The organism is Pediococcus parvulus, assembly GCF_964063155.1.
Classification (GTDB): Bacteria; Bacillota; Bacilli; order Lactobacillales; family Lactobacillaceae; genus Pediococcus; species Pediococcus parvulus.
Genome location: NZ_OZ061292.1, coordinates 816,991 through 840,517, shown reverse-complemented (window position 1 = coordinate 840,517; position 23,527 = coordinate 816,991). Strand labels below are relative to the sequence as shown.

At 38.0% G+C, this 23,527-nt stretch carries 21 protein-coding genes and 1 other RNA gene; 9 read left to right on the top strand and 13 right to left on the bottom strand.

Going from position 1 to position 23,527, the window contains the following annotated elements; all coding sequences use genetic code 11:
- Nucleotides 1-145: 145 nt before the first annotated feature.
- The 7 genes from AB3217_RS04055 to ezrA form a co-directional block, all read right to left on the bottom strand.
- The gene (locus tag AB3217_RS04055; protein ID WP_057784718.1) at nucleotides 146-817 is read right to left on the bottom strand and encodes a JAB domain-containing protein; all 672 of its coding nucleotides are present in this window, start codon (nucleotides 815-817) and stop codon (nucleotides 146-148) included.
- A 40-nt stretch (nucleotides 818-857) separates the two neighbouring features.
- Nucleotides 858-2,180, bottom strand: a complete 1,323-nt coding sequence (locus AB3217_RS04050; RefSeq protein WP_057784717.1) for a folylpolyglutamate synthase/dihydrofolate synthase family protein — start codon at nucleotides 2,178-2,180, stop codon at nucleotides 858-860.
- An 80-nt stretch (nucleotides 2,181-2,260) separates the two neighbouring features.
- The gene (locus AB3217_RS04045; protein WP_068808070.1) at nucleotides 2,261-4,924 is read right to left on the bottom strand and encodes a valine--tRNA ligase; all 2,664 of its coding nucleotides are present in this window, start codon (nucleotides 4,922-4,924) and stop codon (nucleotides 2,261-2,263) included.
- Between the two features lie 274 nt (nucleotides 4,925-5,198).
- On the bottom strand, nucleotides 5,199-5,705 hold the full coding sequence (locus tag AB3217_RS04040; protein WP_057784715.1) for a peroxiredoxin: 507 nt from the start codon (nucleotides 5,703-5,705) through the stop codon (nucleotides 5,199-5,201).
- 94 nt (nucleotides 5,706-5,799) lie between these two features.
- Nucleotides 5,800-7,017 carry a tRNA uracil 4-sulfurtransferase ThiI gene (gene thiI, locus AB3217_RS04035; RefSeq protein ID WP_367365706.1) on the bottom strand — a complete coding sequence of 406 codons (1,218 nt, stop codon included), beginning with the start codon at nucleotides 7,015-7,017 and terminating at the stop codon, nucleotides 5,800-5,802.
- Between the two features lie 17 nt (nucleotides 7,018-7,034).
- Nucleotides 7,035-8,180: a cysteine desulfurase family protein gene (locus AB3217_RS04030; RefSeq protein ID WP_068808076.1), complete on the bottom strand. Its 1,146-nt coding sequence runs from the start codon at nucleotides 8,178-8,180 to the stop codon at nucleotides 7,035-7,037.
- 248 nt (nucleotides 8,181-8,428) lie between these two features.
- A complete protein-coding gene (gene ezrA / locus AB3217_RS04025) occupies nucleotides 8,429-10,138 on the bottom strand; it encodes a septation ring formation regulator EzrA (RefSeq protein WP_260266837.1) in 1,710 nt (569 codons plus the stop codon).
- Between the two features lie 159 nt (nucleotides 10,139-10,297).
- On the opposite strand from ezrA, the gene AB3217_RS04020 reads away from it, so the two are divergent.
- Nucleotides 10,298-10,768, top strand: a complete 471-nt coding sequence (locus AB3217_RS04020; protein WP_057784711.1) for a GAF domain-containing protein — start codon at nucleotides 10,298-10,300, stop codon at nucleotides 10,766-10,768.
- A 193-nt stretch (nucleotides 10,769-10,961) separates the two neighbouring features.
- On the top strand, nucleotides 10,962-11,570 hold the full coding sequence (gene rpsD, locus AB3217_RS04015; RefSeq protein ID WP_367365705.1) for a 30S ribosomal protein S4: 609 nt from the start codon (nucleotides 10,962-10,964) through the stop codon (nucleotides 11,568-11,570).
- Nucleotides 11,571-11,622: 52 nt separating this feature from the next.
- Here rpsD and AB3217_RS04010 read toward each other — a convergent pair whose 3' ends face one another.
- Nucleotides 11,623-12,213: a DUF1054 family protein gene (locus AB3217_RS04010; RefSeq protein WP_057784709.1), complete on the bottom strand. Its 591-nt coding sequence runs from the start codon at nucleotides 12,211-12,213 to the stop codon at nucleotides 11,623-11,625.
- 87 nt (nucleotides 12,214-12,300) lie between these two features.
- Between AB3217_RS04010 and AB3217_RS04005 the strand changes: the two genes are divergently transcribed.
- The 5 genes from AB3217_RS04005 to AB3217_RS03985 all read left to right on the top strand — a co-directional run bounded on the left by AB3217_RS04005 (nucleotide 12,301) and on the right by AB3217_RS03985 (nucleotide 15,273).
- Nucleotides 12,301-12,762, top strand: a complete 462-nt coding sequence (locus AB3217_RS04005; protein ID WP_367365704.1) for a YueI family protein — start codon at nucleotides 12,301-12,303, stop codon at nucleotides 12,760-12,762.
- A 10-nt stretch (nucleotides 12,763-12,772) separates the two neighbouring features.
- The gene (locus AB3217_RS04000; protein WP_057784707.1) at nucleotides 12,773-14,047 is read left to right on the top strand and encodes a replication-associated recombination protein A; all 1,275 of its coding nucleotides are present in this window, start codon (nucleotides 12,773-12,775) and stop codon (nucleotides 14,045-14,047) included.
- 54 nt (nucleotides 14,048-14,101) lie between these two features.
- Nucleotides 14,102-14,289: non-coding RNA, 6S RNA (gene ssrS / locus AB3217_RS03995), on the top strand.
- A 105-nt stretch (nucleotides 14,290-14,394) separates the two neighbouring features.
- Entirely contained in the window at nucleotides 14,395-14,679 is a 285-nt protein-coding gene (locus tag AB3217_RS03990) for a hypothetical protein (RefSeq protein ID WP_057784706.1), read from the top strand.
- A gap of 123 nt (nucleotides 14,680-14,802) precedes the next feature.
- Nucleotides 14,803-15,273 (top strand): universal stress protein, encoded by a 471-nt coding sequence (locus AB3217_RS03985; RefSeq protein WP_057784705.1) that lies wholly within the window; start codon nucleotides 14,803-14,805, stop codon nucleotides 15,271-15,273.
- Between the two features lie 80 nt (nucleotides 15,274-15,353).
- Here the strand turns inward: AB3217_RS03985 and AB3217_RS03980 are convergent, their stop codons facing one another.
- On the bottom strand, nucleotides 15,354-15,911 hold the full coding sequence (locus AB3217_RS03980; protein ID WP_367364969.1) for a DNA-3-methyladenine glycosylase I: 558 nt from the start codon (nucleotides 15,909-15,911) through the stop codon (nucleotides 15,354-15,356).
- Nucleotides 15,912-15,951: 40 nt separating this feature from the next.
- Nucleotides 15,952-17,718, bottom strand: a complete 1,767-nt coding sequence (locus tag AB3217_RS03975; protein ID WP_367365703.1) for a glycerophosphodiester phosphodiesterase family protein — start codon at nucleotides 17,716-17,718, stop codon at nucleotides 15,952-15,954.
- Between the two features lie 265 nt (nucleotides 17,719-17,983).
- On the opposite strand from AB3217_RS03975, the gene AB3217_RS03970 reads away from it, so the two are divergent.
- Complete coding sequence (locus tag AB3217_RS03970) at nucleotides 17,984-19,225, top strand: ISL3 family transposase (RefSeq protein WP_063697918.1); 1,242 nt, start codon at nucleotides 17,984-17,986, stop codon at nucleotides 19,223-19,225.
- A gap of 155 nt (nucleotides 19,226-19,380) precedes the next feature.
- Here AB3217_RS03970 and AB3217_RS03965 read toward each other — a convergent pair whose 3' ends face one another.
- The 3 genes from AB3217_RS03965 to AB3217_RS03955 all read right to left on the bottom strand — a co-directional run bounded on the left by AB3217_RS03965 (nucleotide 19,381) and on the right by AB3217_RS03955 (nucleotide 22,600).
- Nucleotides 19,381-20,493 (bottom strand): D-alanine--D-alanine ligase family protein, encoded by a 1,113-nt coding sequence (locus AB3217_RS03965; protein WP_057783863.1) that lies wholly within the window; start codon nucleotides 20,491-20,493, stop codon nucleotides 19,381-19,383.
- A gap of 85 nt (nucleotides 20,494-20,578) precedes the next feature.
- Nucleotides 20,579-21,616, bottom strand: a complete 1,038-nt coding sequence (locus AB3217_RS03960; protein ID WP_198145847.1) for a zinc-binding alcohol dehydrogenase family protein — start codon at nucleotides 21,614-21,616, stop codon at nucleotides 20,579-20,581.
- Between the two features lie 12 nt (nucleotides 21,617-21,628).
- A complete protein-coding gene (locus AB3217_RS03955) occupies nucleotides 21,629-22,600 on the bottom strand; it encodes a DUF2785 domain-containing protein (protein ID WP_057783861.1) in 972 nt (323 codons plus the stop codon).
- A 148-nt stretch (nucleotides 22,601-22,748) separates the two neighbouring features.
- Here AB3217_RS03955 and AB3217_RS03950 point away from each other — a divergent pair, with 148 nt between their 5' ends.
- Nucleotides 22,749-23,477 carry a DUF975 family protein gene (locus AB3217_RS03950; RefSeq protein WP_068808087.1) on the top strand — a complete coding sequence of 243 codons (729 nt, stop codon included), beginning with the start codon at nucleotides 22,749-22,751 and terminating at the stop codon, nucleotides 23,475-23,477.
- Nucleotides 23,478-23,527: the final 50 nt, after the last annotated feature.

Genomic DNA, 23,527 nt, shown 5'->3' with positions numbered 1-23,527 from the left:
TAATCACTAAAGGTTGAAACTACAAAAACTTATCTTGTTACTTAATACGAAAACGTTCAAGACGGCAAGTGAATTGCTGATTTTGAACCAAGTCATTTAATACTAGTTATTGAAGTAATTTTGATACTTTCAACCTTTAGTTTAATCAAATGAGATGCTGCTCCGCAAAACTATAGTATGTCATGCTTCCTGTAATAATATGATCTAACACCTCAATACCCATCAAAATACCACAATCTTTTAACCGTTTGGTAAACTGAATATCCTGCTGAGAGGGACTGACATCCCCGCTTGGATGATTGTGAGTCACCATAATTTTATTAGCACCCACCCGCAATGCTTCAAAAAAGATTTCCCGTGGATGCACGGTTGCAGAATTCAAACTGCCTTTAAAAATCATTTTTTCAAACACAATTTTATTTTTTGTGTTTAAACAAAGCAACGTTAGTCTCTCCTGCCGGTATCGTCTTTGCATGTGAATCAGCCGTTCTCCAATTTGACGACTCCCAAAAATTTCACCAATAATTTTTTGTGGTGCTAACTCAATACGGCGACCTAATTCTACACACGCCAAAAATTGACGATTTAGTTCAGGATAATCAGCAAATATTTGCTTTTTTTCTGGATTATATAACAGTGAAAACAAAGATAAATCTGGAATCAATTTCCAAAAATCTGCTAGTACTTGACGTTGCTCATTGATTGGTAACTTATCAGTCAAAAAAACTTGTAAAAGTTCCTCATTCGTATACTGAGCCATTTCATCAAAAGGTTTCCGCGCAACTTCTATTTGTGTCGTCTGCATATCATTTTTCATTAGCTTTTCACTCTCCTAATAACAAAAATACGCACAACTATTACGATTCTACGAATAACTTACGAACATCTGAAATAAAATATAAAGATCCCGTAATTAGGAGTAAATCGTCACTAGACATGATGCGACTGGCCTTAGCAATGGCTAGCTGCCAGTTTTCTTCAGTTTGAATTGGATTGGCCGTTTCAACACTAGTTGTTAATTCTGTTAAATTGGCAGCTTGGCGTTTGCCAGGTCCAGCAAAAGTGGTTGCGATAATATGCACGTTGTTCAAAGCACCCAATGTCTGAATCATTTTGTGATATTGCTTATCTTCAAGAATCGCAATCACAACATAAATATCGTACTGTTTAAAATGAGTCCCAAGTAACTTTGTGATTTCTTCAAATGCTGGTTCGTTATGTGCACCATCCAACACCACAAGTGGTTGTTCATTTACCTTTTCAAATCTACCAGCCCAAAAAGCTTTTACTAGCCCACTTCTGATATTCTTCTCAAGAACTGGTACATTTTGTTGCTTTAAAAATATCAGATAAGCTTGCAACGCGGTACTGGCATTATTGATTTGGTAATTACCTAGCATTGAAATTTTTAAATCTTTAAAATGATAATCAGTCGTCGCAAAGTCAAATTTTTGCGTCCATAAATCCTGATAACGACGATTATTAACTTTATATGTCTCATCAAAACAAAAATAGCTACTATGATGCTGGCGAGCAGTTTTAATAATAACTTCTAATGCCTCATCACCTAATTGCCCAATAACGGTCGGCACATTTTCCTTAATAATTCCTGCTTTTTGTGTCGCGATTTTACCTAGGGTATTACCCAATAATTTCATGTGATCAAAACCAATATTCACAATTACCGAGACTGCAGGCAAAACCACATTTGTGGAATCGAATAAGCCACCAATACCCACTTCAACTAACACAACGTCAGCATGTCCTTCAGCAAAATAGCTATACATCATAGCAGTAATGATTTCAAATTCGGTTGGCCCGCCTTCAGGTAAAGTCTTATCTAGTTCGTCAATGACTGGTAATACTTTCTGAACCAGCCTCAGAATTTCTGCATCCGAAATAGGCTCACCGTTTACACTAATGCGTTCGTTAAAACGTGTTAAAAATGGTGAAGTAAATGATCCGACTTTGTAACCCGTTTCTTGTAACATACTCCTTAAAAAAGTCAGGGTTGAGCCTTTTCCGTTCGTTCCTGCGATGTGGATAGCCTGAATCTTATTTTGGGGATTATCCAATGCCGCCATAAACTTGGTCATCCGAGCCAACGTGGGAATTTTTTTAAATTTGGTGCGACCATGAATAAAGGCAACTGCTTGCTCATAGGTCTTTACTTCAGTCAAAATACCATCTCCTCAAATCGAAAAAAGACTAAACAAACATCTCGTTTTAGTTTAGTCTCTTTTCATAAAAATTTGTTTAGTTACTGTGCATTTTTTAGTGATTCAAGTCGTTGTTTTGTTGCTGTCAATTTAGCCTCATAATCGGTCTGCTTTTGACGCTCACTATCAACCACTTCAGCAGGAGCATTGGCCACAAATCGTTCGTTGCCAAGCTTCTTAATCGAACGATTAACTTCACCAGTATACTTATCAACTTCCTTTTGGAGGCGATCAGCTTCGTCGTTTAGATCAACTAATTCCGCTAATGGAATATAAACTTCGGCATCTGTAATAACTGCTGACATTGCTAACTTGGGAATTTCAAGATCAGCACCTATCTCAAATTTAGCTGGATGACAGAAACGTTCAATATACTCATGATTGGTTTCAAAAAGCGTCTTTAGGTCTGCATTATCGGTCTTCACAAGAAGGTCTACAGAACTTGACATTGGTGCATTAGCGTCCGCCCGAATGTTACGAACTGCCTTAATTAAATCAATCAAGTGTGCCATATCATTTTCAGCCTGCCTATCAGCTAGTTGTGCATGTTCCACTGGGTAGGCTGCGGTCACAATGGAAGCACCCTCGTGGGGCATTGCTTGCCAGAGTTCTTCAGTGACAAATGGCATGATCGGTTGAAGAAGACGTAAGGTCTGATCCAAAACATAAGCCAAAATATTGCGCGTATTGGCCTTGGCTTCTTCATCATCACCTGTCAGGATTTCCTTACTCATTTCAATATACCAGTCACAGAAGTCATCCCAAATGAAGGTGTAAAGGGCACGACCAGCTTCTCCAAAATCATAAGTATCAAAGAAGTGGGTAACCTGTTTCACAGTTTCGTTTAATCGACTTAAAATCCACTTGTCAGTCAGATTCCATTTGCTTTGATCTGGAAGCACTGGTTGTGTCATTTCACCAAGGTTCATGATTACATAACGGCTAGCATTCCAAATCTTATTAATAAAGTTCCAAGCAGCATCCATTTTGTCATAGCTGAAACGAATATCTTGACCTGCAGTTGAACCTTGTGATAAGAACCATCGCAACGCATCAGCTCCATATTTATTAATGACATCCATTGGATCAATTCCGTTACCCAAGGACTTACTCATCTTACGTCCTTGCTCGTCACGAATCAGGCCATGAAGCAAAACATCCTTAAATGGTGGTTTCCCGGTAAACTCAAGGCTCTGGAAAATCATTCGTGAAACCCAGAAGAAGATGATATCATAACCAGTTACCAATGTACTGGTCGGGAAATAGCGTTTAAAGTCAGGTGCATCTTCATCTGGCCAGCCCATCGTTGAAAACGGCCATAAGGCACTGGAGAACCAAGTATCCAAAACATCGGGATCCTGTTCCCAATTTTCAATATCCTTCGGTGCAGTTTCACCAACATAGGTTTCTCCAGTTTGTTTATTGTACCAAGCTGGAATTTGATGTCCCCACCATAATTGACGCGAGATTACCCAATCATGTGCATTTTCCATCCACTGTGTAAAGGTATGCTCAAATCGTTCAGGAATAAAATTAACCTTTTGATCTGATTTCTGATTTTCAAGGGCTAAGTTTGCCAAATCTTTCATTTTAACAAACCATTGGGTGGACAAACGAGCTTCAACTTGGACACCTGTTCGTTCTGAATGGCCAACACTATGCACGATTGGATCAATTGAGATCAAATAACCTTGATCCTGTAAATCCTTAACCATGGCTTTACGGGCAACAAACCGGTCCATTCCTTCGTACTTACCGGCATTTTCATTCATCGTGGCATCTTTATTCATCGTATTGATTCTGGCCAGATTATGCCGATTACCAACATTAAAATCATTAGGATCATGTGCTGGCGTGATTTTGACCATCCCAGTTCCAAACTCAGGATCAACATACTGATCTGCAATAATGGGAATATGACGCCCTTGTAGTGGCAACACAAGCTCTTTACCAACTAATTCTTTGTAGCGTTCGTCACTTGGATTAACCGCAACTGCAGTATCACCCATCATGGTTTCTGGACGCGTTGTGGCAATCTCAATGTAATGATTACCATTGAAAGTGTCTTCTTCATTAACGAATGGATACTTGACATGGTAAAAGGCACCTTTGTCATCCTTATGAATCACTTCAATATCGGAAAGTGCTGTTTGAGCTTGTGGATCCCAATTGATAATGTATTCACCACGATAAATTAAGCCTTTGTTATATAAGGTCACAAAGACCTTTTTTACCGCTTTTGAAAGACCATCATCCAACGTGAAACGTTCTCGAGCATAGTCTAATGACAATCCCAATTTAGCCCACTGTTTATGAATAACATCGGCATATTCATCTTTCCATTCCCAAACTTGTTTAACAAATTTTTCACGGCCTAAATCATAACGTGAGATTCCTTTTTCACGTAACTTAGCTTCAACTTTCGCCTGAGTGGCAATTCCGGCATGATCCATTCCTGGTAACCATAGGGTATCATAACCTTGCATGCGTTTTTGACGAATTAACATGTCTTGCAATGTCGTATCCCAAGCATGCCCTAAATGTAATTTTCCAGTTACATTTGGCGGTGGAATAACGATTGAATAAGGTTTTGCTTTTTTATCGCCACTTGGTTTAAAAAGGCCTTGATCTAACCATTGTTGATAACGACCCTGCTCAACTGCATGAGGATCGTATTTTGTTGACATTTCCTTTTTTTCTGTCATATGAGTATTCCTTTCTATATAAAACAAAAAAGCATATCCATCCTTCAAAAGGACGAATATGCTTCGCGGTACCACCTAATTTGGGTTTTTAACCCCACTTACTTCTTTTTTAACGGAATTAAAAATTTCCGGTCATTCTTACTGTTAGTTCAGAACAACGGCTCACAATCTACTAAACATCTTGCGAAAACTTTCAGCATTTATTTTCTCTCTTTTTTAAGATGTTTTTTTCTTGTTCATAGCCTATATAAGCATTTTAGCCAACATTCAGTGATTAGTCAACTTCAGTTGCGTATTTTTTAATAGCATCCAATGCTTCAATATAATTTGGTTCATCATGAATTTCTGGCACAATTTGGCGATACACAATTTTACCCTCAGCATCAATAATGAAGATTGTGCGTGCTAAGAAGCCATCATTTGGAATGTATAAATTCATTTCATATCCCATTGATAACTCTTCGTCAGAAAGAACTTCAAGATTTGAAACACCCTCTGCCGCACACCATGCCTTCTGTTCAGAAATTGTATTGTTAGAAACAGTCACAAAACGAACGGATGGATAATGGTCTGCTTGCTGATTAAACTTTTTGGTTTCAATCTTGCAGACCCGGGTATTTAAATCTGGAACAGTACTGATTAATGTTGGTTTCCCAATTAAATCTCTGGTCTTAATTTTCTGGTTCTCAGCATTAAACAACTTGAACTTTGGTAATTGCTCACCCACTTCAGGGGGATTACCAGAAAGGGAAACCTTTTCGCCATTATTTAAAACATCCACATTCATCACTCCTCAAATTCAGTAACTTACCTATCAAAAGATTAACCTAAAGATAACCCATTCTAAGCCAACAATCAAATGAAAAATTGATGAATTATAGCAATTCTGCAAAAACATCCTCATTTTGATTCAAGAAATTTTGATCAGGTTTAATTTCGGAAATTTCAATGCCATCCAAAGCTTCTTGCATTAGGCCCTCGACATCAATTCGTTTTTCATAATAACGGGTTCGCTCTGTGTCCGGACGAGTTTTTGGAGCTGGTGGTGCAAAAATAGTACAACAGTCCTCAAAAGGTAAAATAGAAAGATCATATGTCCCAATTTGCTCGGCTTGCTTGATAATCTCTGTTTTATCTAAAGAAATTACAGGTCGCAAAATCGGCATGTTAGTTACGTCATTAATAGCTTCCATGCTTTCCATGGTCTGAGAAGCAACTTGGCCCAGTGACTCGCCATTAAAAATAGCCTTCCCGCCTCGTTTTTTGGCAAGTGCAACGGCAATTCTTAACATCATCCGGCGTTGCACTGTCATCAAGTATCCTTCAGGAACCTTTTCTTTGATTTCTTCTTGAATTTTTGTAAACGGCACTTGAATAAACTGTAAACTCCCACCAAAAGAAGCCAACTTAGAAGTAAGTTCTTTAGCCTTCGCTAACGCTTGTTCACTGGTGTATGGTGGACTAAAGAAATGTACCATCTCCATATCAACGCCACGCTTCATTCCTAAATAGCTCGCAACTGGTGAGTCAATCCCACCAGATAACATCATCATACCTTTACCAGCTGTGCCGACTGGTAACCCACCAGCACCCTGAATAGTTTCGCTTGAAAGAAAGACGCCATTGTTGCGAACCTCAACTCGTAAAATCAAATCAGGTTTTCGCATTTTGACAACTGCCTTAGGAAAATTATCAAGGACAAATCCACCCAACTCTTCGTTGAGCTCGTTGGTATCCATTTCAAAGTTATGATCTGACCGGCGCGTATTGATCTTGAAGGTCATCCCAGGTTTCAATTGTTCAGTCATCATCTCTAAAACACCTTGATGAATCGCATCAAGGGTCCGGTCAACCTTAAGCGATGGCGAGAAATTTTGAATACCAAAAACTTGTTTTAACCGTTCAATAACGGCATCAGAATCTTCCCCATTTAAAGTGACATGAGTGCGGTCTCGCTTTGGATGCACTTCAAGTTTTGGAAATGCATGAAGACTTTTACGAATGTTTCCACCTAATCGATTAACGAAGTCTCGCTGGTTCTTCCCTTTTGTGGAAAGTTCCCCATAGCGGACCATAATTTCCGTATACTGCATATCAGTAACTCCTTGTCTTAATTTAATTTAGAAAATTCCGCATAGAGTTTATCAAACACTTTGTTAAACTCTTCTGCTTCGGCAACTGTATTGTCAGCGTCTAAACTCACTCGAATTGCACTTGTTGCAATATCATCTGGTGTTTTCATTGCGGCCAGCGTACTTGATTCAACTTGTTTCTTGGAGGAACAGGCACTCGTAGTGGAAATAAAAATATTGTAGCGCTCAAACGCATGGACAACTGTTTCACCGCGGACCCCTTTAATCGCAAAACACAGAATATGGGGGGCAAACCCATCATTGCGTTGGGTAAACATGGTGACATTTTTAAACTTGCTAACATGATCAAAAATTGTTTCTTTGACCGTTTGTTGCTGTTTAACATTTGCTGGCTCGTCTTTTAGAAGAAGACGTAATGCTTTCGCCATCCCTGCAATTGCAGGTAAATTTTCAGTACCGCTGCGTTGGTTCTTTTCTTGACCGCCACCAGTCATTAGAGGTGCAATGCGGCGACCTTCCCGAGCATAAATAAACCCGATTCCACGTGGTGCATGAAACTTGTGCCCAGAGAAAGTAACAAAATCAACCCGATCATTAAAAATTGCGGACTGGATACCTTTACCAATTCCTTGAACCGCATCTATATGAAAATGAATCTTTGGATATTTTTTAAGAACATCTGCCGCCTCTTTAATCGGTTGCAGTGTTCCAATTTCATTATTTACGGCCATAATTGATACTAAAATTGTGTCCGGACGAATAGCAGCTTCTAAATCTTTGATCGAAATCCGTCCCTCTTTATCGACGGGCAAGTAAGTGATATCGTAACCCAAGCGTCGCAACTGTTCCATACTATTTGTAATTGCAGGATGTTCAACCGCGGTTGTAATTAAATGTTTACCAAAGGTCCGTTTCTCAATTGCTGTTCCTTTAACAACCCAATTATCGCCTTCAGTTCCACCACTGGTGAAAAAAATTTCGTGGGGTTTGACATTCAACAAATCGGCAATCTGTTTTCGTGACTGCTCCAATAAATTAAACGCAGTTTCACCCATTGCATGCAAACTAGACGGATTTCCCCAAATTTTTTCACTAACCGTTTGGTAGGTTTTTAAAACCTCCGGGGCAACTTTAGTTGTGGCACTATTATCAAAATAAATCATTCTATTAATTCTCCTACTATCCTTAGGACTTCACTTGAAAATTCCTTACTAATTATAACAACCTTATGAATAGTCAACAAGGTTATTAACAAACTCCACCTATGATACTCAAAATCATCAATAAAAACAAAGAATTGTAATCCGAATTACAAAATCAGTCTTTTCCATAACAAATTGATCTTTCAAAATTAAAAAGCAACGAAAACTAAACTATCAGTTTTCGTTGCTTTAACTTAAAAAATTAAAGATTAATACTGCGTACTTTTTTGCTTTTGATAACTCTCAGTTAACTGATCCACCATTCCTGGCTCAACACTTTCCAATGCCCGACTAATAACACTTAAACTTTGTGCATAATCATGGTCTTCATCAAACAACTTTTGTGCCCGTTTGCTGGCATTATCAACCGTCTCATTACTGTGACGATAACGGTTGGTATACTGAATGATTTCTTCACTTAACGCGGCATTATCGGTAAGTTCAGTTGTTTTCTTGGCAAGAGACTGCATATCTTTATCAATCATACCCAATTGTTGATCAATTTGTTTCATATCGATTTTGACTTGATTCATATTGGAAGAAAGCTTTTCAATTTCATCACTCACAACAAAGAAGTAATCCATATAACTTGCAGGGATTCCTGGTAAGTTTAAGTTTTCAATGTGGCGTTTGATCTCATGAATTTCCAAATCAAATTGGTGTAATGTTCGACGAGAATCTTTTTCTTCTTCAATCAACTTTTGAATACTTTCGTTAATTGCAGTTTGTTGAGATTCAATATCATCAAGTTGATCATTTTCTTCATGCATCCGTTGCAAGATTTCTGAATAAACAACAGGTTGATTTGTAATTGCTTCTGCATCTTGATCATGTTCACTACGAATATCTTGAAGTTTTGCTTCTAAGTCATGAGCTTGACTATCTTCGTTACCATTCAAAACATAACTTTGCCCTAATCGGTCGATTTCAATCAGCAAAGTATGACTTTGCTTTTCGGCGTGTTCAATGTATTCGGCAATTGTTTGAAAACCACCATCAACATCGGTTCGAGCATCAATTTCAGTTTGCATTAAATCATAAAGATTATCTATGCGGTTTGCAATTGTCTCGTTATTGCCCTTTACAGCGTCAAGTCTTAGATTACTCAAAGTATCCAAATTTTCGTTAATTTTTGAACCAATATCTTCAATGTCATTAGGAATTTCATCGTCCGCAAATGCATAATTATGATTGATCAATTGCGTATAGCCATTTTTAATTTCATCTAATTGACCAGGAAAATCTTCATTTAATTGGATGTAAAGTTCTGGGATTGCCTCAAGCTGTTCTTCCAAACCTTTTGTACTGGTCTGTAACTGTTGTAACTGTCCTTCGGCTTTCTTATGATCGCCGCTTTCCACAGTTTTAGCAAAATTCTCGAAAGCATTCTCCAGTCGCTCTAAACTGTCGTTTAACATATCAATGCTAGGACCATAAGTCATGTTCTTAGCTAACAGGGTCTTACGTAGGTCTTGATACTTGTGACGCAGAACTTTAACTTCGTTTTGTTGGTCTTCGCTTTCCTGCTTAATTTGATCTAGTGCTGCTTGAATGCGATCAGATTCCGATTGAATCACCTGGACAGCGTCTTTAATACCAGAAACATCAGAACGGGCATCAAAAATTTTCATGTCATTCACGTTCTGCTGACCGGTTTCTGCAAGTTCGTCAATTTCAGGAAATTTGTTGTTTTTGACGTTCCGATAATCATCTTGAAGATTTTGGTATTCTTCCAAAGAAGAACCTGCCAAATTTAAGTTACCAACCTCATCAAGCTCGCTGGCGACGGGCAGATCCATCAAATCAGATTTCTTATTTTGAAGATCTGTAATTTGCTTCAATAAATATCGCTGATACAGCACGATCCCTACATAAATAAGAATTGCCACCACGATTATACCAATTAATACACCCAACATGAGAACCCCATCCTTTGTCTACGTCATTTTCATTAAATGAATTTTGTTGCTTTCTTGTTTTTTTCAATATAAAATAAGACTCAACTTAAATTATAGCATAGGATTTTAGAGTTTCACTATGTGATTTTTATATTTCTAGTCCAATTTGGAGGAATTTTTATGACACAGAAAACACTTTCACTAATGAATCAACAATTAGATGCCCTTTTAACTGGCGAAACTAATTTAATTGCAAATATGGCTAATGCTTCAGCACTTTTAAAATCAAGTTACGCTGATGTGAACTGGGCCGGTTTTTATCTCTATGATCAAAAAGGTGATGAACTCGTTCTTGGGCCTTTTCAAGGTAACGTCGCTTGCATGCATATTGCCAATGGTACCGGCGTTTGTGGCACAGCTTTTAAAGCAAAAAAAGTTCAGCGAATTGCTAACGTGCATGAGTTTGCTGGCCACATTGCTTGCGATACTGCCAGCAATTCAGAAATTGTGCTTCCTCTCATTAAAAATGAGCATAAAATTGGTGTTTTAGATATTGACTCGCCTTTACTTGATCGGTTTACTGAAGAAAATCAACAAGAACTTGAGGACTTTGCCGCTGTTTTCTTGCAGCACATTGACACTGTTGCTTAACTTGTTGTAAACTGTTCATTGTGTAAAATAATGCAGCGGCGAGTGGTAAGCTCGTCAACAGACTGGTGCCTTTTAATTGGTTCAATTAGTAACCTTGCGGCTGCAAAGGTGAGGATTGCAAAACAGTCTGCACGAATACTAAACTCGCAATCGGATTATTTTACTCCAACAAAATTATTGGAGGATTTACTTTATGTCTCGTTATACAGGTCCAAGTTGGAAAATTTCTCGCCGTTTAGGAATTTCTTTAAGCGGTACTGGTAAAGAATTAGCTCGTCGCCCATATGCACCTGGTGATCACGGTCAAAACAACCGTCGTAACATTTCAGAATATGGTCAACAACTCCGCGAAAAACAAAAGTTGCGTATGATGTACGGTTTGACAGAGCGTCAATTCTCAAACTTATTCAAACGCGCTGGTAAAATCAATGAAGGTAAGCATGGTGTTAACTTCATGATCTTACTCGAACGTCGTTTAGATAATGTTGTTTACCGTTTAGGTTTAGCAACCACTCGTCGTCAAGCACGTCAACTTGTTAACCATGGTCACATTACCGTGGATGGCAAACGTGTCGGCATCCCTTCTTATGAAGTAGAAGTTGGCCAGGTTGTCAGTGTTCGTGAAAAATCAAAAGATTTGAAGATCATTGGCGAAGCTGTTGAAGCTGTCGTTGGTCGTCCTCAATTTGTTCAATTTGATGCTGATAAGTTGGAAGGTTCCTTAACTCGTCTCCCAGAACGTGACGAATTAGAGGCTGATATCGACGAATCACTAATCGTTGAATACTACAACAGACTTTAATTTTTTATTGTTTGTTCAAAAAAAGCGTTTGGAAGAAATTCCAATCGCTTTTTTAGTTGTCCCAAATTTTGGATAACACGCTAATCGTTTGCTCGATCATTTCTAGTACTGCCGCTTTGCTATCTAAGTTCCTATTATCCTTTTGTAAAACACGACCAATTAGAACCTCCGCCTTTTTCTGAAATCTGTACTCCTTGACGCTCTTCTCAAAATTTCCTTTCGTCAATGAAATAAACGATTTTGCCATGTGATTGTTTGAAAGCTTAAACTGGGCACCTAAATTTAAAAAACCAGCTTGTTTTGACTTGAGTTTATCAATCGCGGATTGGCGCTCCTGCATATTTGTTTCAAAGGCCAACCACACAAACAACCGGTCATCCCAAACCCCAATTTCATAATGAGGCACCATTTTATAGCCCCGCTTGTTTTGAGCAAATGCGACCCACGTATTTGGTGGTGGATTAGAATGACGGCGCGCATGTTTTGCAATAAACGCTCGGTAAGTTTCACCGTTTCCATTTAATATTGGCAGCACTTCTTGAATAGCTTCCTCAAAAAAAGGATCAATTTGAGTACGAACTAACTTTAATCTTTCCTCAACATCAGGTTCATTAAATACAGAAAATATGTGCTCTCTAAACATAAATAGTTACCTCCTTAGTCGCCAAACAGGATACCCTTGGCGGAAAATGCTATACTTATTATACTATCTAGAAAGGTTGTGAGCGCAATGGCTAATAATTCCAATAACGTTGACTCGCGGTTACAGAATGCCATTCATGGCACCCCTAAACTCAATCCAGATGAACAACGAAGGTATCTTGGTACTTTTCGCGAACGCGTGGCTATTTCAATGACTGTTTCTCAAATAAAAACGCACCAATACGAGGTTCCATTTGTGGCACAATTAAAAAAACACCCTGATTATCAGCTGTTGATCAATGGTAACATTGATCAACACTTGATTGGTCCTTATTTAAAAGCAGCCAGTCAGGAATCCTTAAAATTCACAATTAAAACTGACAGCATTTATACAACCAACGATCAGGACTTGGCCCTTGTTTTAGCAGCGCCAGATTCAATTAATGTTGCTGACATTGATGTGGCCAGTTTCCAAGGTCAGGCACCTATTAAAGAAGAAAAAAAATCAGAATCACTTCTGGATAAACTTAAAAATAGTTTTCGAAATTAGGAGTTTTATCATGCAACAACCATTGGCGTATCGTATGCGCCCTAAAAAAATTGAAGAAGTTGTTGGTCAACAACACCTAGTTGGCCCAGGAAAAATTATTGCCCGAATGGTCAAAGCTAAATTACTATCGTCCATGATTTTATATGGTCCACCGGGTACTGGAAAGACCAGTATTGCGAGTGCCATTGCTGGCTCTACGAAGTATGCTTTCCGCAAATTAAACGCTGCAACTGATTCCAAAAAGGATCTTCAAATTGTGGCTGAAGAAGCAAAAATGAGTGGTACGGTTATTTTACTCCTTGATGAAATTCACCGTTTAGATAAAACTAAACAGGATTTCTTGCTCCCCCACCTTGAAAGTGGACGAATTATTTTAATTGGTGCCACCACCGAAAATCCTTATATTTCAATCAATCCAGCCATTCGAAGTCGGACCCAGATCTTTGAAGTCCATCCCTTAGCACCGGAAGATATCCATTCTGCCATCAATCGCGCCTTAACAGACACCGAAAATGGCCTGGGTTCAATGAATGTTAAAGTGGCTAAACCAGCAATGGATTTTTTGATTCATTCCACAAACGGCGATCTGCGTAGTGCCTTAAATGGCTTGGAACTCGCTGTAATGTCGACTGAACCAGACAAAAATCAAGAAGTTCATATTTCTTTAGAAATCATTGAAGAATGTCTGCAAAAAAAGGCGCTCACTCAAGATAAAAATGGGGACGCTCACTATGATGTGATTTCAGCCTTTCAAAAATCGATTCGAGGTAGCGACGTCAATGCAGCACTCCATTATATGGCGCGTTTAGTAGAGGCTGGTGATTTGCCAAGTATATCGCGCCGATTAATGGTTATTGCGTATGAAGACATCGGCCTGGCAAATCCGCCTGCCTGTGCAAGAACTGTTTCTGCCATTCAGGCCGCCGAAAAACTTGGGTTTCCTGAAGCACGAATTCCATTGGCCGATGCGGTTATTGAACTCTGTTTATCGCCTAAATCAAATTCCGGCATTTCCGCAATGGACGCGGCATTAACCGAAGTTGAATCTGGCAACTATGGAGACATCCCGGCTGACTTAAAGGACGCGCACTATAAAGGCGCTGCTAAGCTTGGTCACGGAAACAATTATAAATATGCGCATAATTACCCCAACGATTGGGTAAAGCAGCAATACCTGCCAGACAGAATCAAGAATGCCACCTACTATGAACCAAAAGAAAATGGTAAATTTGAGACTGCTTTAGCAGAACAATACAAACGCTTGCTACGTGCTCAACGTGATTAATCTTCAGAGGGACTGAAATTGAAATTTTATAATATCCATGCTAAGATAGGTATGAAATTTCTTTGGTGTACGCGTTGTTTCATTTATGTACTGCCGTTCAAATAATTTGTATAGGGACTAAGGGTGTTTGGTGGCATGTAGGCCTTTAATTAGGAAACTTAAAGTCAAACCAATTGGTCCCACCGCTAATATACTTGCGGGCTTTCACTGAGAAACGATTAACGGCACCACAAAGTATTTCCAAAGCATTATGCTTTGATGGGATTAGGACATTACGTGCTAATCCCTTTTTGTTTATTTAGCCGTTTTACTATCGATTTATCAAATAAATTTCAAGGAGGAATACTATGCTGATTTCAGCTCTTATGGTTCTTTTTTCTATTATTCTTGCCGTAATTGGAACTTACTTATATCGGCACCAGCAGCAACCTTTTCTCCTATTCAATCCAACTGAGAATCCAGCTCTACAAGAACTTTTACGAATTGGCGGTCTTGCCCTCATTTTAATGGCTATTATTGCTTTTGTCATCGCTTGGACACATGTGATCATTCTAATTTGTCTGATTCTTCTTTTGGGCTGTCTATCTACCACTGCAATTCTAATTGGACTATTAAGTTTTTTACCAAAATAACTACCTGCAAATGCCGATTGTCTCCCATTGTAGCCGTTTAATCAAAAAGAAAACGCTCTTTTTTCTTTTTATTTTGGGTAATTTAACGTAAAATGGAGTTAGAAAGTTGGAGAGGTGATTTATATGACACAACAATATAAACATATCTTGGTTCCTGTTGATGGCTCAAAAGAAGCTGAATTAGCTTTCGAAAAAGCTGTTGCAGTTGCTAGACGAAATAAAGGTTCCGAATTACATTTGGTACACGTTGTTGATACCCGCGCATTTCAAAACATCTCAAGCTTTGATACAGCAATGGTTGAGCAGGTTACTGAAACTGCAAAAACAACCCTTGATAAATATGTGGATGAAGCAAAAGATAAAGGTTTGGAAAACGTTGATTATTCAATTGAATATGGTGCACCAAAAGTTGTGATCGCAAATGACATGCCAAAACAGTTACATACCGATCTTATTATGATTGGAGCGACTGGTTTGAATGCCGTTGAACGTCTCCTAATTGGTTCAGTGACCGAGTACGTTACAAGAACAGCAGTTTGTGATGTTTTAGTTGTCCGCACTGATCTTGCTAATCAACCAGTTAAGATTAAATAAGAACTTGTTTTTTTAAAATAAAAGATGCCCGAGAAAATAACCATTTTTCTTCGGACATCTTTTATTTTGCCACATGCTTTCTATTGAACAGCTAGATTATAATATCGAAAGCAACTCACTTCATGGTCATTGATAAGACCCGCTGCTTGTAAAAAGGCATTAATCATTTTTGGACCCACAAAAATGAAGCCATCTGCTTTCATTTGACTTGCAATTCTATTTGTTAAACAAATTCGCGATTGTGAATCATCCAAAACTACTTGCGGATTCCTAATGGGTTCAAAATCTACAAACTGCCAAATATAGTCTGAAAAATTCATTGGTAGATTGGCTACAACTTGTGCGTTTTGAACTACCGCTTTAATTTTTCGCTCATTACGAATAATCGTTGCATCTGTCAAAATCTGGCTAATATCATAGTCAGTAAACAGGCTTAATATTTGTGGATCAAATTGCGCAAAGACATTTCTAAAAGCTTCTCTTCTTTTCAGGACAGTTACCCAATTCAACCCCGCTTGAAAGATTTCCAACGCAAAACATTCAAATAAACTTTGCGTATCCAAAATTGGAACGCCCCACTCTAGATCATGATACCGTTTCAACAATTCATTTTTATTTCCCCACATACAACGATTCATATTCTCATTCCTTTCTGCAACAAGAATAAGATTCGCATTTTTACCAAAGTTCAATTAAATTATTGATCACTTCATAGCGACTTAAATCCGCCGCATTTCTTTCGCGAATGACTTTCTGTAATCTCTGCACATGATTTGTAATCATCCCATCAACTCGCAACGCTAACATTCGCTTCATCGGTTCAATGCCGTCCACTGGCCAAGCATAGACTTTTTTATGCTGTGCCCAAGCCTGCTGAATGAACTGGCGATTCAGTGTATGAAATTCAAGGGAATAAAAATCAGTTGAATTTTTAGGCATTCGCGCAATGTTAAACGGCGTAATAATCCCTGTCACTAAATTTGGCCGTTGCTTTTTTAGTTGGGTCATAAAGGTGGCATTCAAAGAATGAACCATATCGTGATGTGTTTCTAAGCTATGGCCATACTTTTTATTAAATAGGGTCACCAGATTAGCTGTGTCATTTTTACTTGCCTTGATCTCAACAATCAAAGGCTGTTTTAACTGATGGGCAGTTTTAAGGTAATCGGAAAAACTGCTAATTTTAGTTTGATAGCCATTTTCTCGAATGGTTAAATGTGTTAATTCTTTTAGGGTTAGATCAGAAACTGACCTATTTTTTCTGGCCAAATGATACAGATTACTATCATGCATGACCACAAACTGATGATCTTTAGTTTCTCGAATATCCATTTCCACATAATCGGGTTTTAGTTTAGCCGTTTTTCTAAGTGCCATAATCGTATTTTGCACACCATTATGATCACTTACGCCACGGTGTGAGACAACTAGCACGTCAGTTGAATGATTCTCATTCATCCGAATTGAAAAAAAGGCATACGTGGGTGTGCTCAAAAATAACAGACCCAATAAAGCAATCCCAATTTTCTTGATTTGTTTCAAATCCCATTGATGATAATTTAATCCTCTTGTTTTGAATACCGGTGTTTTCGCTAGTGGCATGTTTACGACTCTAACCCACTCACCCAATCGTGACAAAAAACCAGTCATAAAAACTAAAAACCAACCAACAAACAACAGTTCAATAAATGTAATCGCTAAAACCATCAAAATAGTTGATGGTAAGTCTGAATGCATCCAGCTGTTCCAGGCAAATATACCTTCTAGAATAAGGCTCCCAATTAGCAGAAACGGTACGGAAACACGAACAACAATGATCAAAATCTGGATAAGCATCCTGCCTGTCTGCCCTTTTGTTAGGCGCCAACTCAGTCGAATTCCTTCAGTCAGTGAACATTGATAACTAATCATTGCTGGAAGTGCTAAAAGCATTCGCAGAGCTATGTAACAAAAAATAAGATACAAAAGAATAAAAACAGGTGCGACCGTCCAGCGATTAGCAAAAACAAAGTTTTGAATTGAAACGCTTGTTGGAATATGAGCCAGAATGACGGTTGCAAATCCAAATCCACCTAGTGGAATCGTAATTACCACATAAAAAAAGAAATATGCAATACTAATAATCCAATTTCTTTCAAACAACTTTTGTAACAAATCCTTCAAATGATCGAAGTTAACCGGCTTATGTTGCTGAAACCCACTAATCATTAGGGATGCTGCCATTAAGCCAACAAACATCCCCCAAATAATAAGAACCGCAAAAATAAATTTTAATGGGATTAATAACGGATTTTCTGAAAGAAAAAGTGCATGCTCCAATAGGATGCTAGTTACAACACCAACTAATAGCGTCAAACTGGCATAATACAAATTTTCATCTGATTTAATCATGTAATTAATTAAATTTTTAAGTTGATAAAAATCGCGAAATATGAAGCGTTTCATAACAGTCACTACCCCCGTTGCTGGAAAATTGCTTTCGCTTTAATCTTAACATTATCAAGAAATGAACTAAATGCTCTGAAAAAGAAAAACGCGCGTTCCTTCATCTTGTTAGTGAAGAATTTGTCTGGGTCTACACTTTCTGGTATTGGTGAATAACTAATACCGGTTTTTTGTCTGTTTTGAAAATCAGAAAAATAAAAAAGGACATCTGTCCTCTTTGTGCTACGATTTAATCGCCAAAACAAATCGAAAAGAGGAAATTCAGATGTCCCTAACTAATTCTATCTTATGCTTATTCGAAATAACAGACCCAAACTTAATTGTCACTGGTATTTCTAAAGAACGGTGTTCCACAAACCAACGTATTCATGTCGTCCATGCAACTTTGTCTTATCAACTTTTAAAGTGCCCACATTGTGGCCATAAAAGCTTAATTAAAAACGGAACTCACATGAGTCACCTGCGTTTAGGAACCTTATCCGGTGGTCGTTACGAAATGCATTTAAAACGTCAAAGATACCAATGTAAAGATTGTTCAAAAACCTGTGGTGCTAAAACTAAGTTGGTTAATCGTAACGAAACTTTCACACATAATATCAAACATCAAGTGATCGTTTTGGCACGCGATATGTTGACGAGTAAAGAAATTGCTAAACTTTGTGGAATTTCGCCAAGCAGTGTTCAACGAATCCTAAATGCCAATATTCACTTAGCCTATCGTGTTAAACATCTCCCAGAGAATCTTTGCTTTGATGAATTTCGTTCCTGTAATCACTGGATGTCCTTTAATTGTTGCGATGCCGTTAGTCATCGCCGAATTGTTACTTTAAAAGATCGGCTAAGTAAAGATATCATTGACTACTTTGAAGCTCGTTTTTCGGTTCAAGAACGTGCCCAAGTTCAATCAGTGACGATTGACATGAATGCTGAATATGGCAGCTTCATTCATCGCTTATTTCCCAATGCGGCCACGATTATCGATCGTTTCCATATTATTCAACTGGCTGGGCGTGCCTTAGATAATGAACGCACGCAGACCATTCGTACTATCCAAGATAAGCATTCACGAATTTATCATATTTTAAAATCTCAATGGCGTTTATTTCATCTTGATGAAATAAAAGTTAATGATTCTAAGGCTGTTTATTTACGCGGAATTAACGAGTATATGACGCAACAAAACGCCATTGATTTAGCTCTAGACGCTTTTCCCAGATTTAGATCTGTGTATCAAACCTATCAAGGTATCTTAAGTGCCATACACCAAAAGGATGCTAATGCGTTCCAATCCTTACTTACTAACTACCAACCCACTAGTAATCAAATGGACATAACGATCAACACGTTTATCAAAAATGGTTCAGCCCTTCTAAACAGTTGTCGTTATCCATTTTCCAACGGTCCAATTGAAGGACTTAATCGTAAAATCAAGGCATTAAAGCGTAACTGTTTTGGTTTTCGAAATATTGACAACTTCTTTATCCGGATTAGTTTAATTCATGAGTAAACAAAAAGCACATTCACCGAAGTGAATGTGCCGTTCAAAATCTCCACCAATACGATTTGACAGAGACCCATTTGTCTTTTCCTTTGCGTTTTAGCTATCAATTTTCATTAACTAAAAAAGCCAGAGAAAAAGTTTTCTCTGACTTCTTTAAATTGTTACTCTGCATCAAGCGGTGTGAAATCATAATGAATTTTAGAACGTCGATTAAATTCCTCAAATGCCAAATCAATGAGTTGATCAATTAACCTTTCATAGCTGATCCCAGACACTTCCCAAAGTTGGGGATACAAACTAATGTTTGTAAAACCAGGCAGCGTATTAATTTCGCTTAGGTAGGGAACTTTGTTATGATCAACCAAAAAGTCAATTCTAGCTAAGCCACAGCAACCAAGTACTCGGAAAGCATCCAGTGCCATTTGTTGAACTTCATCAGAAAGCTCACTAGAAATGCTAGCTGGTAGTTCAAATTGAACCCCACTGGCATCGACAAACTTATTATTATAATCATAGAATGTATCAGATTTCGGTACGATAATTCGTCCTACTTTAGAAGCCTTGGGACTTTGATTACCTAAAATAGAAACTTCCACTTCTTCTGGTTGTTCAATTGATTGTTCAACCAACACTTTAAAATCATATCGAAAGGCATCATCCAGCCCAGTTTCAAACTCTTGAGCATTTGTCGCTTTATGAATACCCACTGATGATCCTTGATTAGCGGGTTTTAAGAACATCAGCTCACCTAGTAATTCGCGACAAACATCATAGGAATAGTCGCCACGATTTTCGGGTGTCACAACCACATACTTTGTGTTACGAATCCCATTATGTGTTAATAACTGTTTAGTTGTATCCTTGTCAAACGAAACAGCTGAAGCAAGAATACCACTGCCGACATAAGGCTTTTGTAGTAGCCGTAGCAAGCCTTGAATCGTCCCATCTTCACCCAAATTACCGTGAATAATTGGGAAATAAACATCGATATCTTTTTGTTCACTCAAGTTCAAAATTGGTGACAATGGATTACCCTTATCAACCGATTTCATGGCATCTGCCACAACTTTATCTTCTGATTCGCCATCAAAAATTCTTCTTGATGAAGCATCACTCAACAAATAGCCATCTTTTGTAACCATGAACAGACTGACTTCGTAACGCTCTTTATCCATTGCATCGAAAATATTATGTGCAGAACGCTTTGAAACATCATGTTCAGATGAATTACCACCAAATAGCAAACCAACGTGAATCTTTTTTTCCGTACTCATTTAAAATCTCATCCTATCACTTAGATTTTGTATTGAACCTAAATTGTACCATGAATTTGCAGAGAAAAAAACTTTAATATCCAAACTATTTGGCATCAAAATCGCCAGTTAACACGACTTTACCAATCATTTTATTAGTTTCAACAAGTTCATGAGCATGTCTTAGAGTCGCTGCGTTAATTCCCGGAAGCGTCACAGTTAAAGTTGATCGAATCTCTTTTTCATCCAAAAGTGTGGCAATCTTTTCGAGGATTGTTCCTTGTGTTGCCATATCTGCAGTCTGATAAATACTTTTTGTAAACATAAACTCCCAAGCAAAAGTAATACTCTTAGATTTTAAAAGTCCCATTGGTAAAGGACGTTCATTTTCCACAATGGAAGTGATAAATCCTTCTGGTGCCACGAGTTTTGCCAAAATTGGCAAATAATTATCAGTTGAGTGAAAAATCAAGGCAAACCCTACAGACTGAATGCCAACTGCTTTAAGTTGGTCAGCTAACGATTTGTGATAATCCAAAACGACATCCGCACCCATTTTTTTAACCCATTCAATCGTCTCTGGTCGTGAGGCCGTTGTTAAAACTTTTAAACCTGCCCACTTTGCCAGCTGAATTGCCACTGAACCAACGCCCCCAGCACCATTAATAATCAAAATCTGCTTTCCCAAATTAGCATCCTTTTTTGGAATTAATGGCATTCGTTCAAAAAGAGATTCCCAAGCCGTTAAACTAGTCAAAGGCATGGCTGCCGCTTCTTCCACACTAATATTTTGCGGTGCATGGGCCACAATTCGCGCATCCACTAACTGCAAAGCTTGGTCACTCCCAGAACGATTATTGGTTCCTGCATAAAAAACATGATCCCCCACTTTAAAGTTAGTCACTTTCTGCCCCAATTCAACAACAGTTCCATAGGCATCAAATCCAAGCACAGTTGGAACACTTGTTTCAGGATGGCCTTGACGAATCTTAGTATCGACCGGATTTACGGAAACGGACTTAACTTCAATCAAAAGATCAAAATCATTTGCCTTAGGACGATCAATTTTTAAATTAATTAAACTGTTTGAATCTTCAATTGGTAAACCTTTGTAAAAACCGATTGCATTTATTTGTTCACTCATTAAAATATCTCCTTAAAAACGAAAATCATTTTCCTCATTTAAATATGAACTAACTTCTTTTGGCATTTCTGGATTTAAGACTAATGCTTGCAATAATCGCTGGCGGTTGTACAGGCGCGTCCACATCTGTTCATCTTCTGTCGTTTGAATCGACACTAACTCATGACGCCAATTTTTTAGTGCTAACAACAAAAAGTCGGTGTAAAGTTTGTTTTGATTAGTTAAATCCGCAATGTAGCCACCTATGCGCTCTGGCTCACCAAAAATTAGTGGTGTTGAAAGCCGTTTGTACCGAGCTAATAAAACAGCTAACATAAGTAATTTATCCGCTCTAACCAAGCTATTATCAACTGCTAATTCATCCAAAACATTGCCAATATGCGTATAGGCATGTGCCCAGCCCTTCTTACCAGAATAACCCCGTGTATCTGTTTCTAAGGCTATGTAAGTAACCAATTGATCAACAAGGGTATTTTTACTCTCATCATCTATAAAGTGTGATCCAGCCCGATCTATATACAACAAGGTTGATAAAAACATTAAACTAAATGATCTCTTAAACACACCGTCATTTTGAGGTTCCAGAATGTGATCAAACAAACTTTCATCCTGAATCAAATGATCAAAAATCATTTTTAATTGTTTTTTCGAGGTGATTTGTTGCTGCAAAATATCACTAAATAGAAAATATACGCCTTTATCACGAATCATCAAATCAGGCGAGCCAATATGTTGAAATAACTGCATTAAATCCTTATCGGAAACTTCTTCCAGTTCGTGCTCATTCAACTGATCACGAAGCGACTGAATAAGGTCCCGAATACCATCGTCATCATCAGGCAAGTGAACTTCTGTTGGCGCCGACACATCTGTCGACATAATAATCTTATCAATTTCCGGAAGTAACGACTGATAAATCTGACCACCTTGTAATTTAATCCGTAAATTTTGTAGTCTACTGCGTACTTCTTCAACTTCTTTCATAACTTTTTCTCCTCGTAATTAATAGTTTAATTTTACCACGTCTCCAAACCTAAGGTACTAATAACCAGTCTCCTCATCTTAAATTACTTCATCACATTGTCAATTCATAGGTTCATGGTAAAATAGAAAAAAAGAGGAGGAGTCTGTCATGTCATATCACCAAATCCGTCGCGAATTAAAAAAAGAAGTCAAACAAGTTTTTAAGGGTCATTGGGGTCAAGCTTCCATGACCGCAGTAGTTCCAATTGTCCTTAGAGCAATTGTGGGATTTATCATTTCCCTAGGTATTTTGTTTGGACTGTACTTGCTCATTAAGAATCCTCACCTTCTCAATAATGAAGTTACAAGCTATGCTAATGAGGAGTCACCAAATTCCGGTTCATCCAATGTTTGGAGCTTTTTACGAACTGCCATAGTTACATTTATCAGTGTTGGGGTTAGTTACACATTCCTAGACTGGTTACGCGAACCTAATCGCGAGTTTTCACCTGTGAAAAGTGCTTTTCAAGTTTTTACCAAACGCTATTTCATTCCAACTTTGGCAATCTTTGTACTCCAGTTCATTTATTTGTTTTTTTGGACTTTATTACTCATTGTTCCTGGAATTATTAAGTACTATGCCTACTCCCAATCATACCTGATTTACAAAGATCAATTAGCCGCTGGCAATGCGGGTCGCATTGAATACAATGACTGTGTCACAATGAGTCGCCAATTAATGCAGGGGCATAAATTTGAATTTTTCTTATTAAAATTAAGCATGATTGGCTGGTATGTTCTTTGCTTATTTAGTTTCGGAATTGGATTTATCTGGTACGTTCCATATTCTCAAGCGATCTATGCCGCATTTTATAAACATCTCGTTGCTATTCAATAAACAAAAATGAGATCGCAACAAAAACTGTGTTCTTGTTGCGATCTCATTTT

Bases quoted from the DNA above. Each gene is read 5' to 3' on its own strand.
- AB3217_RS04055 (WP_057784718.1), bottom strand. From the start codon at position 817: ATGAAAAATGATATGCAGACGACACAAATAGAAGTTGCGCGGAAACCT.
- AB3217_RS04045 (WP_068808070.1), bottom strand. From the start codon at position 4,924: ATGACAGAAAAAAAGGAAATGTCAACAAAATACGATCCTCATGCAGTT.
- thiI (WP_367365706.1), bottom strand. From the start codon at position 7,017: ATGCAGTATACGGAAATTATGGTCCGCTATGGGGAACTTTCCACAAAA.
- AB3217_RS04030 (WP_068808076.1), bottom strand. From the start codon at position 8,180: ATGATTTATTTTGATAATAGTGCCACAACTAAAGTTGCCCCGGAGGTT.
- ezrA (WP_260266837.1), bottom strand. From the start codon at position 10,138: ATGTTGGGTGTATTAATTGGTATAATCGTGGTGGCAATTCTTATTTAT.
- AB3217_RS04020 (WP_057784711.1), top strand. From the start codon at position 10,298: ATGACACAGAAAACACTTTCACTAATGAATCAACAATTAGATGCCCTT.
- rpsD (WP_367365705.1), top strand. From the start codon at position 10,962: ATGTCTCGTTATACAGGTCCAAGTTGGAAAATTTCTCGCCGTTTAGGA.
- AB3217_RS04010 (WP_057784709.1), bottom strand. From the start codon at position 12,213: ATGTTTAGAGAGCACATATTTTCTGTATTTAATGAACCTGATGTTGAG.
- AB3217_RS04005 (WP_367365704.1), top strand. From the start codon at position 12,301: ATGGCTAATAATTCCAATAACGTTGACTCGCGGTTACAGAATGCCATT.
- AB3217_RS04000 (WP_057784707.1), top strand. From the start codon at position 12,773: ATGCAACAACCATTGGCGTATCGTATGCGCCCTAAAAAAATTGAAGAA.
- AB3217_RS03990 (WP_057784706.1), top strand. From the start codon at position 14,395: ATGCTGATTTCAGCTCTTATGGTTCTTTTTTCTATTATTCTTGCCGTA.
- AB3217_RS03985 (WP_057784705.1), top strand. From the start codon at position 14,803: ATGACACAACAATATAAACATATCTTGGTTCCTGTTGATGGCTCAAAA.
- AB3217_RS03980 (WP_367364969.1), bottom strand. From the start codon at position 15,911: ATGAATCGTTGTATGTGGGGAAATAAAAATGAATTGTTGAAACGGTAT.
- AB3217_RS03975 (WP_367365703.1), bottom strand. From the start codon at position 17,718: ATGAAACGCTTCATATTTCGCGATTTTTATCAACTTAAAAATTTAATT.
- AB3217_RS03970 (WP_063697918.1), top strand. From the start codon at position 17,984: ATGTCCCTAACTAATTCTATCTTATGCTTATTCGAAATAACAGACCCA.
- AB3217_RS03965 (WP_057783863.1), bottom strand. From the start codon at position 20,493: ATGAGTACGGAAAAAAAGATTCACGTTGGTTTGCTATTTGGTGGTAAT.
- AB3217_RS03960 (WP_198145847.1), bottom strand. From the start codon at position 21,616: ATGAGTGAACAAATAAATGCAATCGGTTTTTACAAAGGTTTACCAATT.
- AB3217_RS03955 (WP_057783861.1), bottom strand. From the start codon at position 22,600: ATGAAAGAAGTTGAAGAAGTACGCAGTAGACTACAAAATTTACGGATT.
- AB3217_RS03950 (WP_068808087.1), top strand. From the start codon at position 22,749: ATGTCATATCACCAAATCCGTCGCGAATTAAAAAAAGAAGTCAAACAA.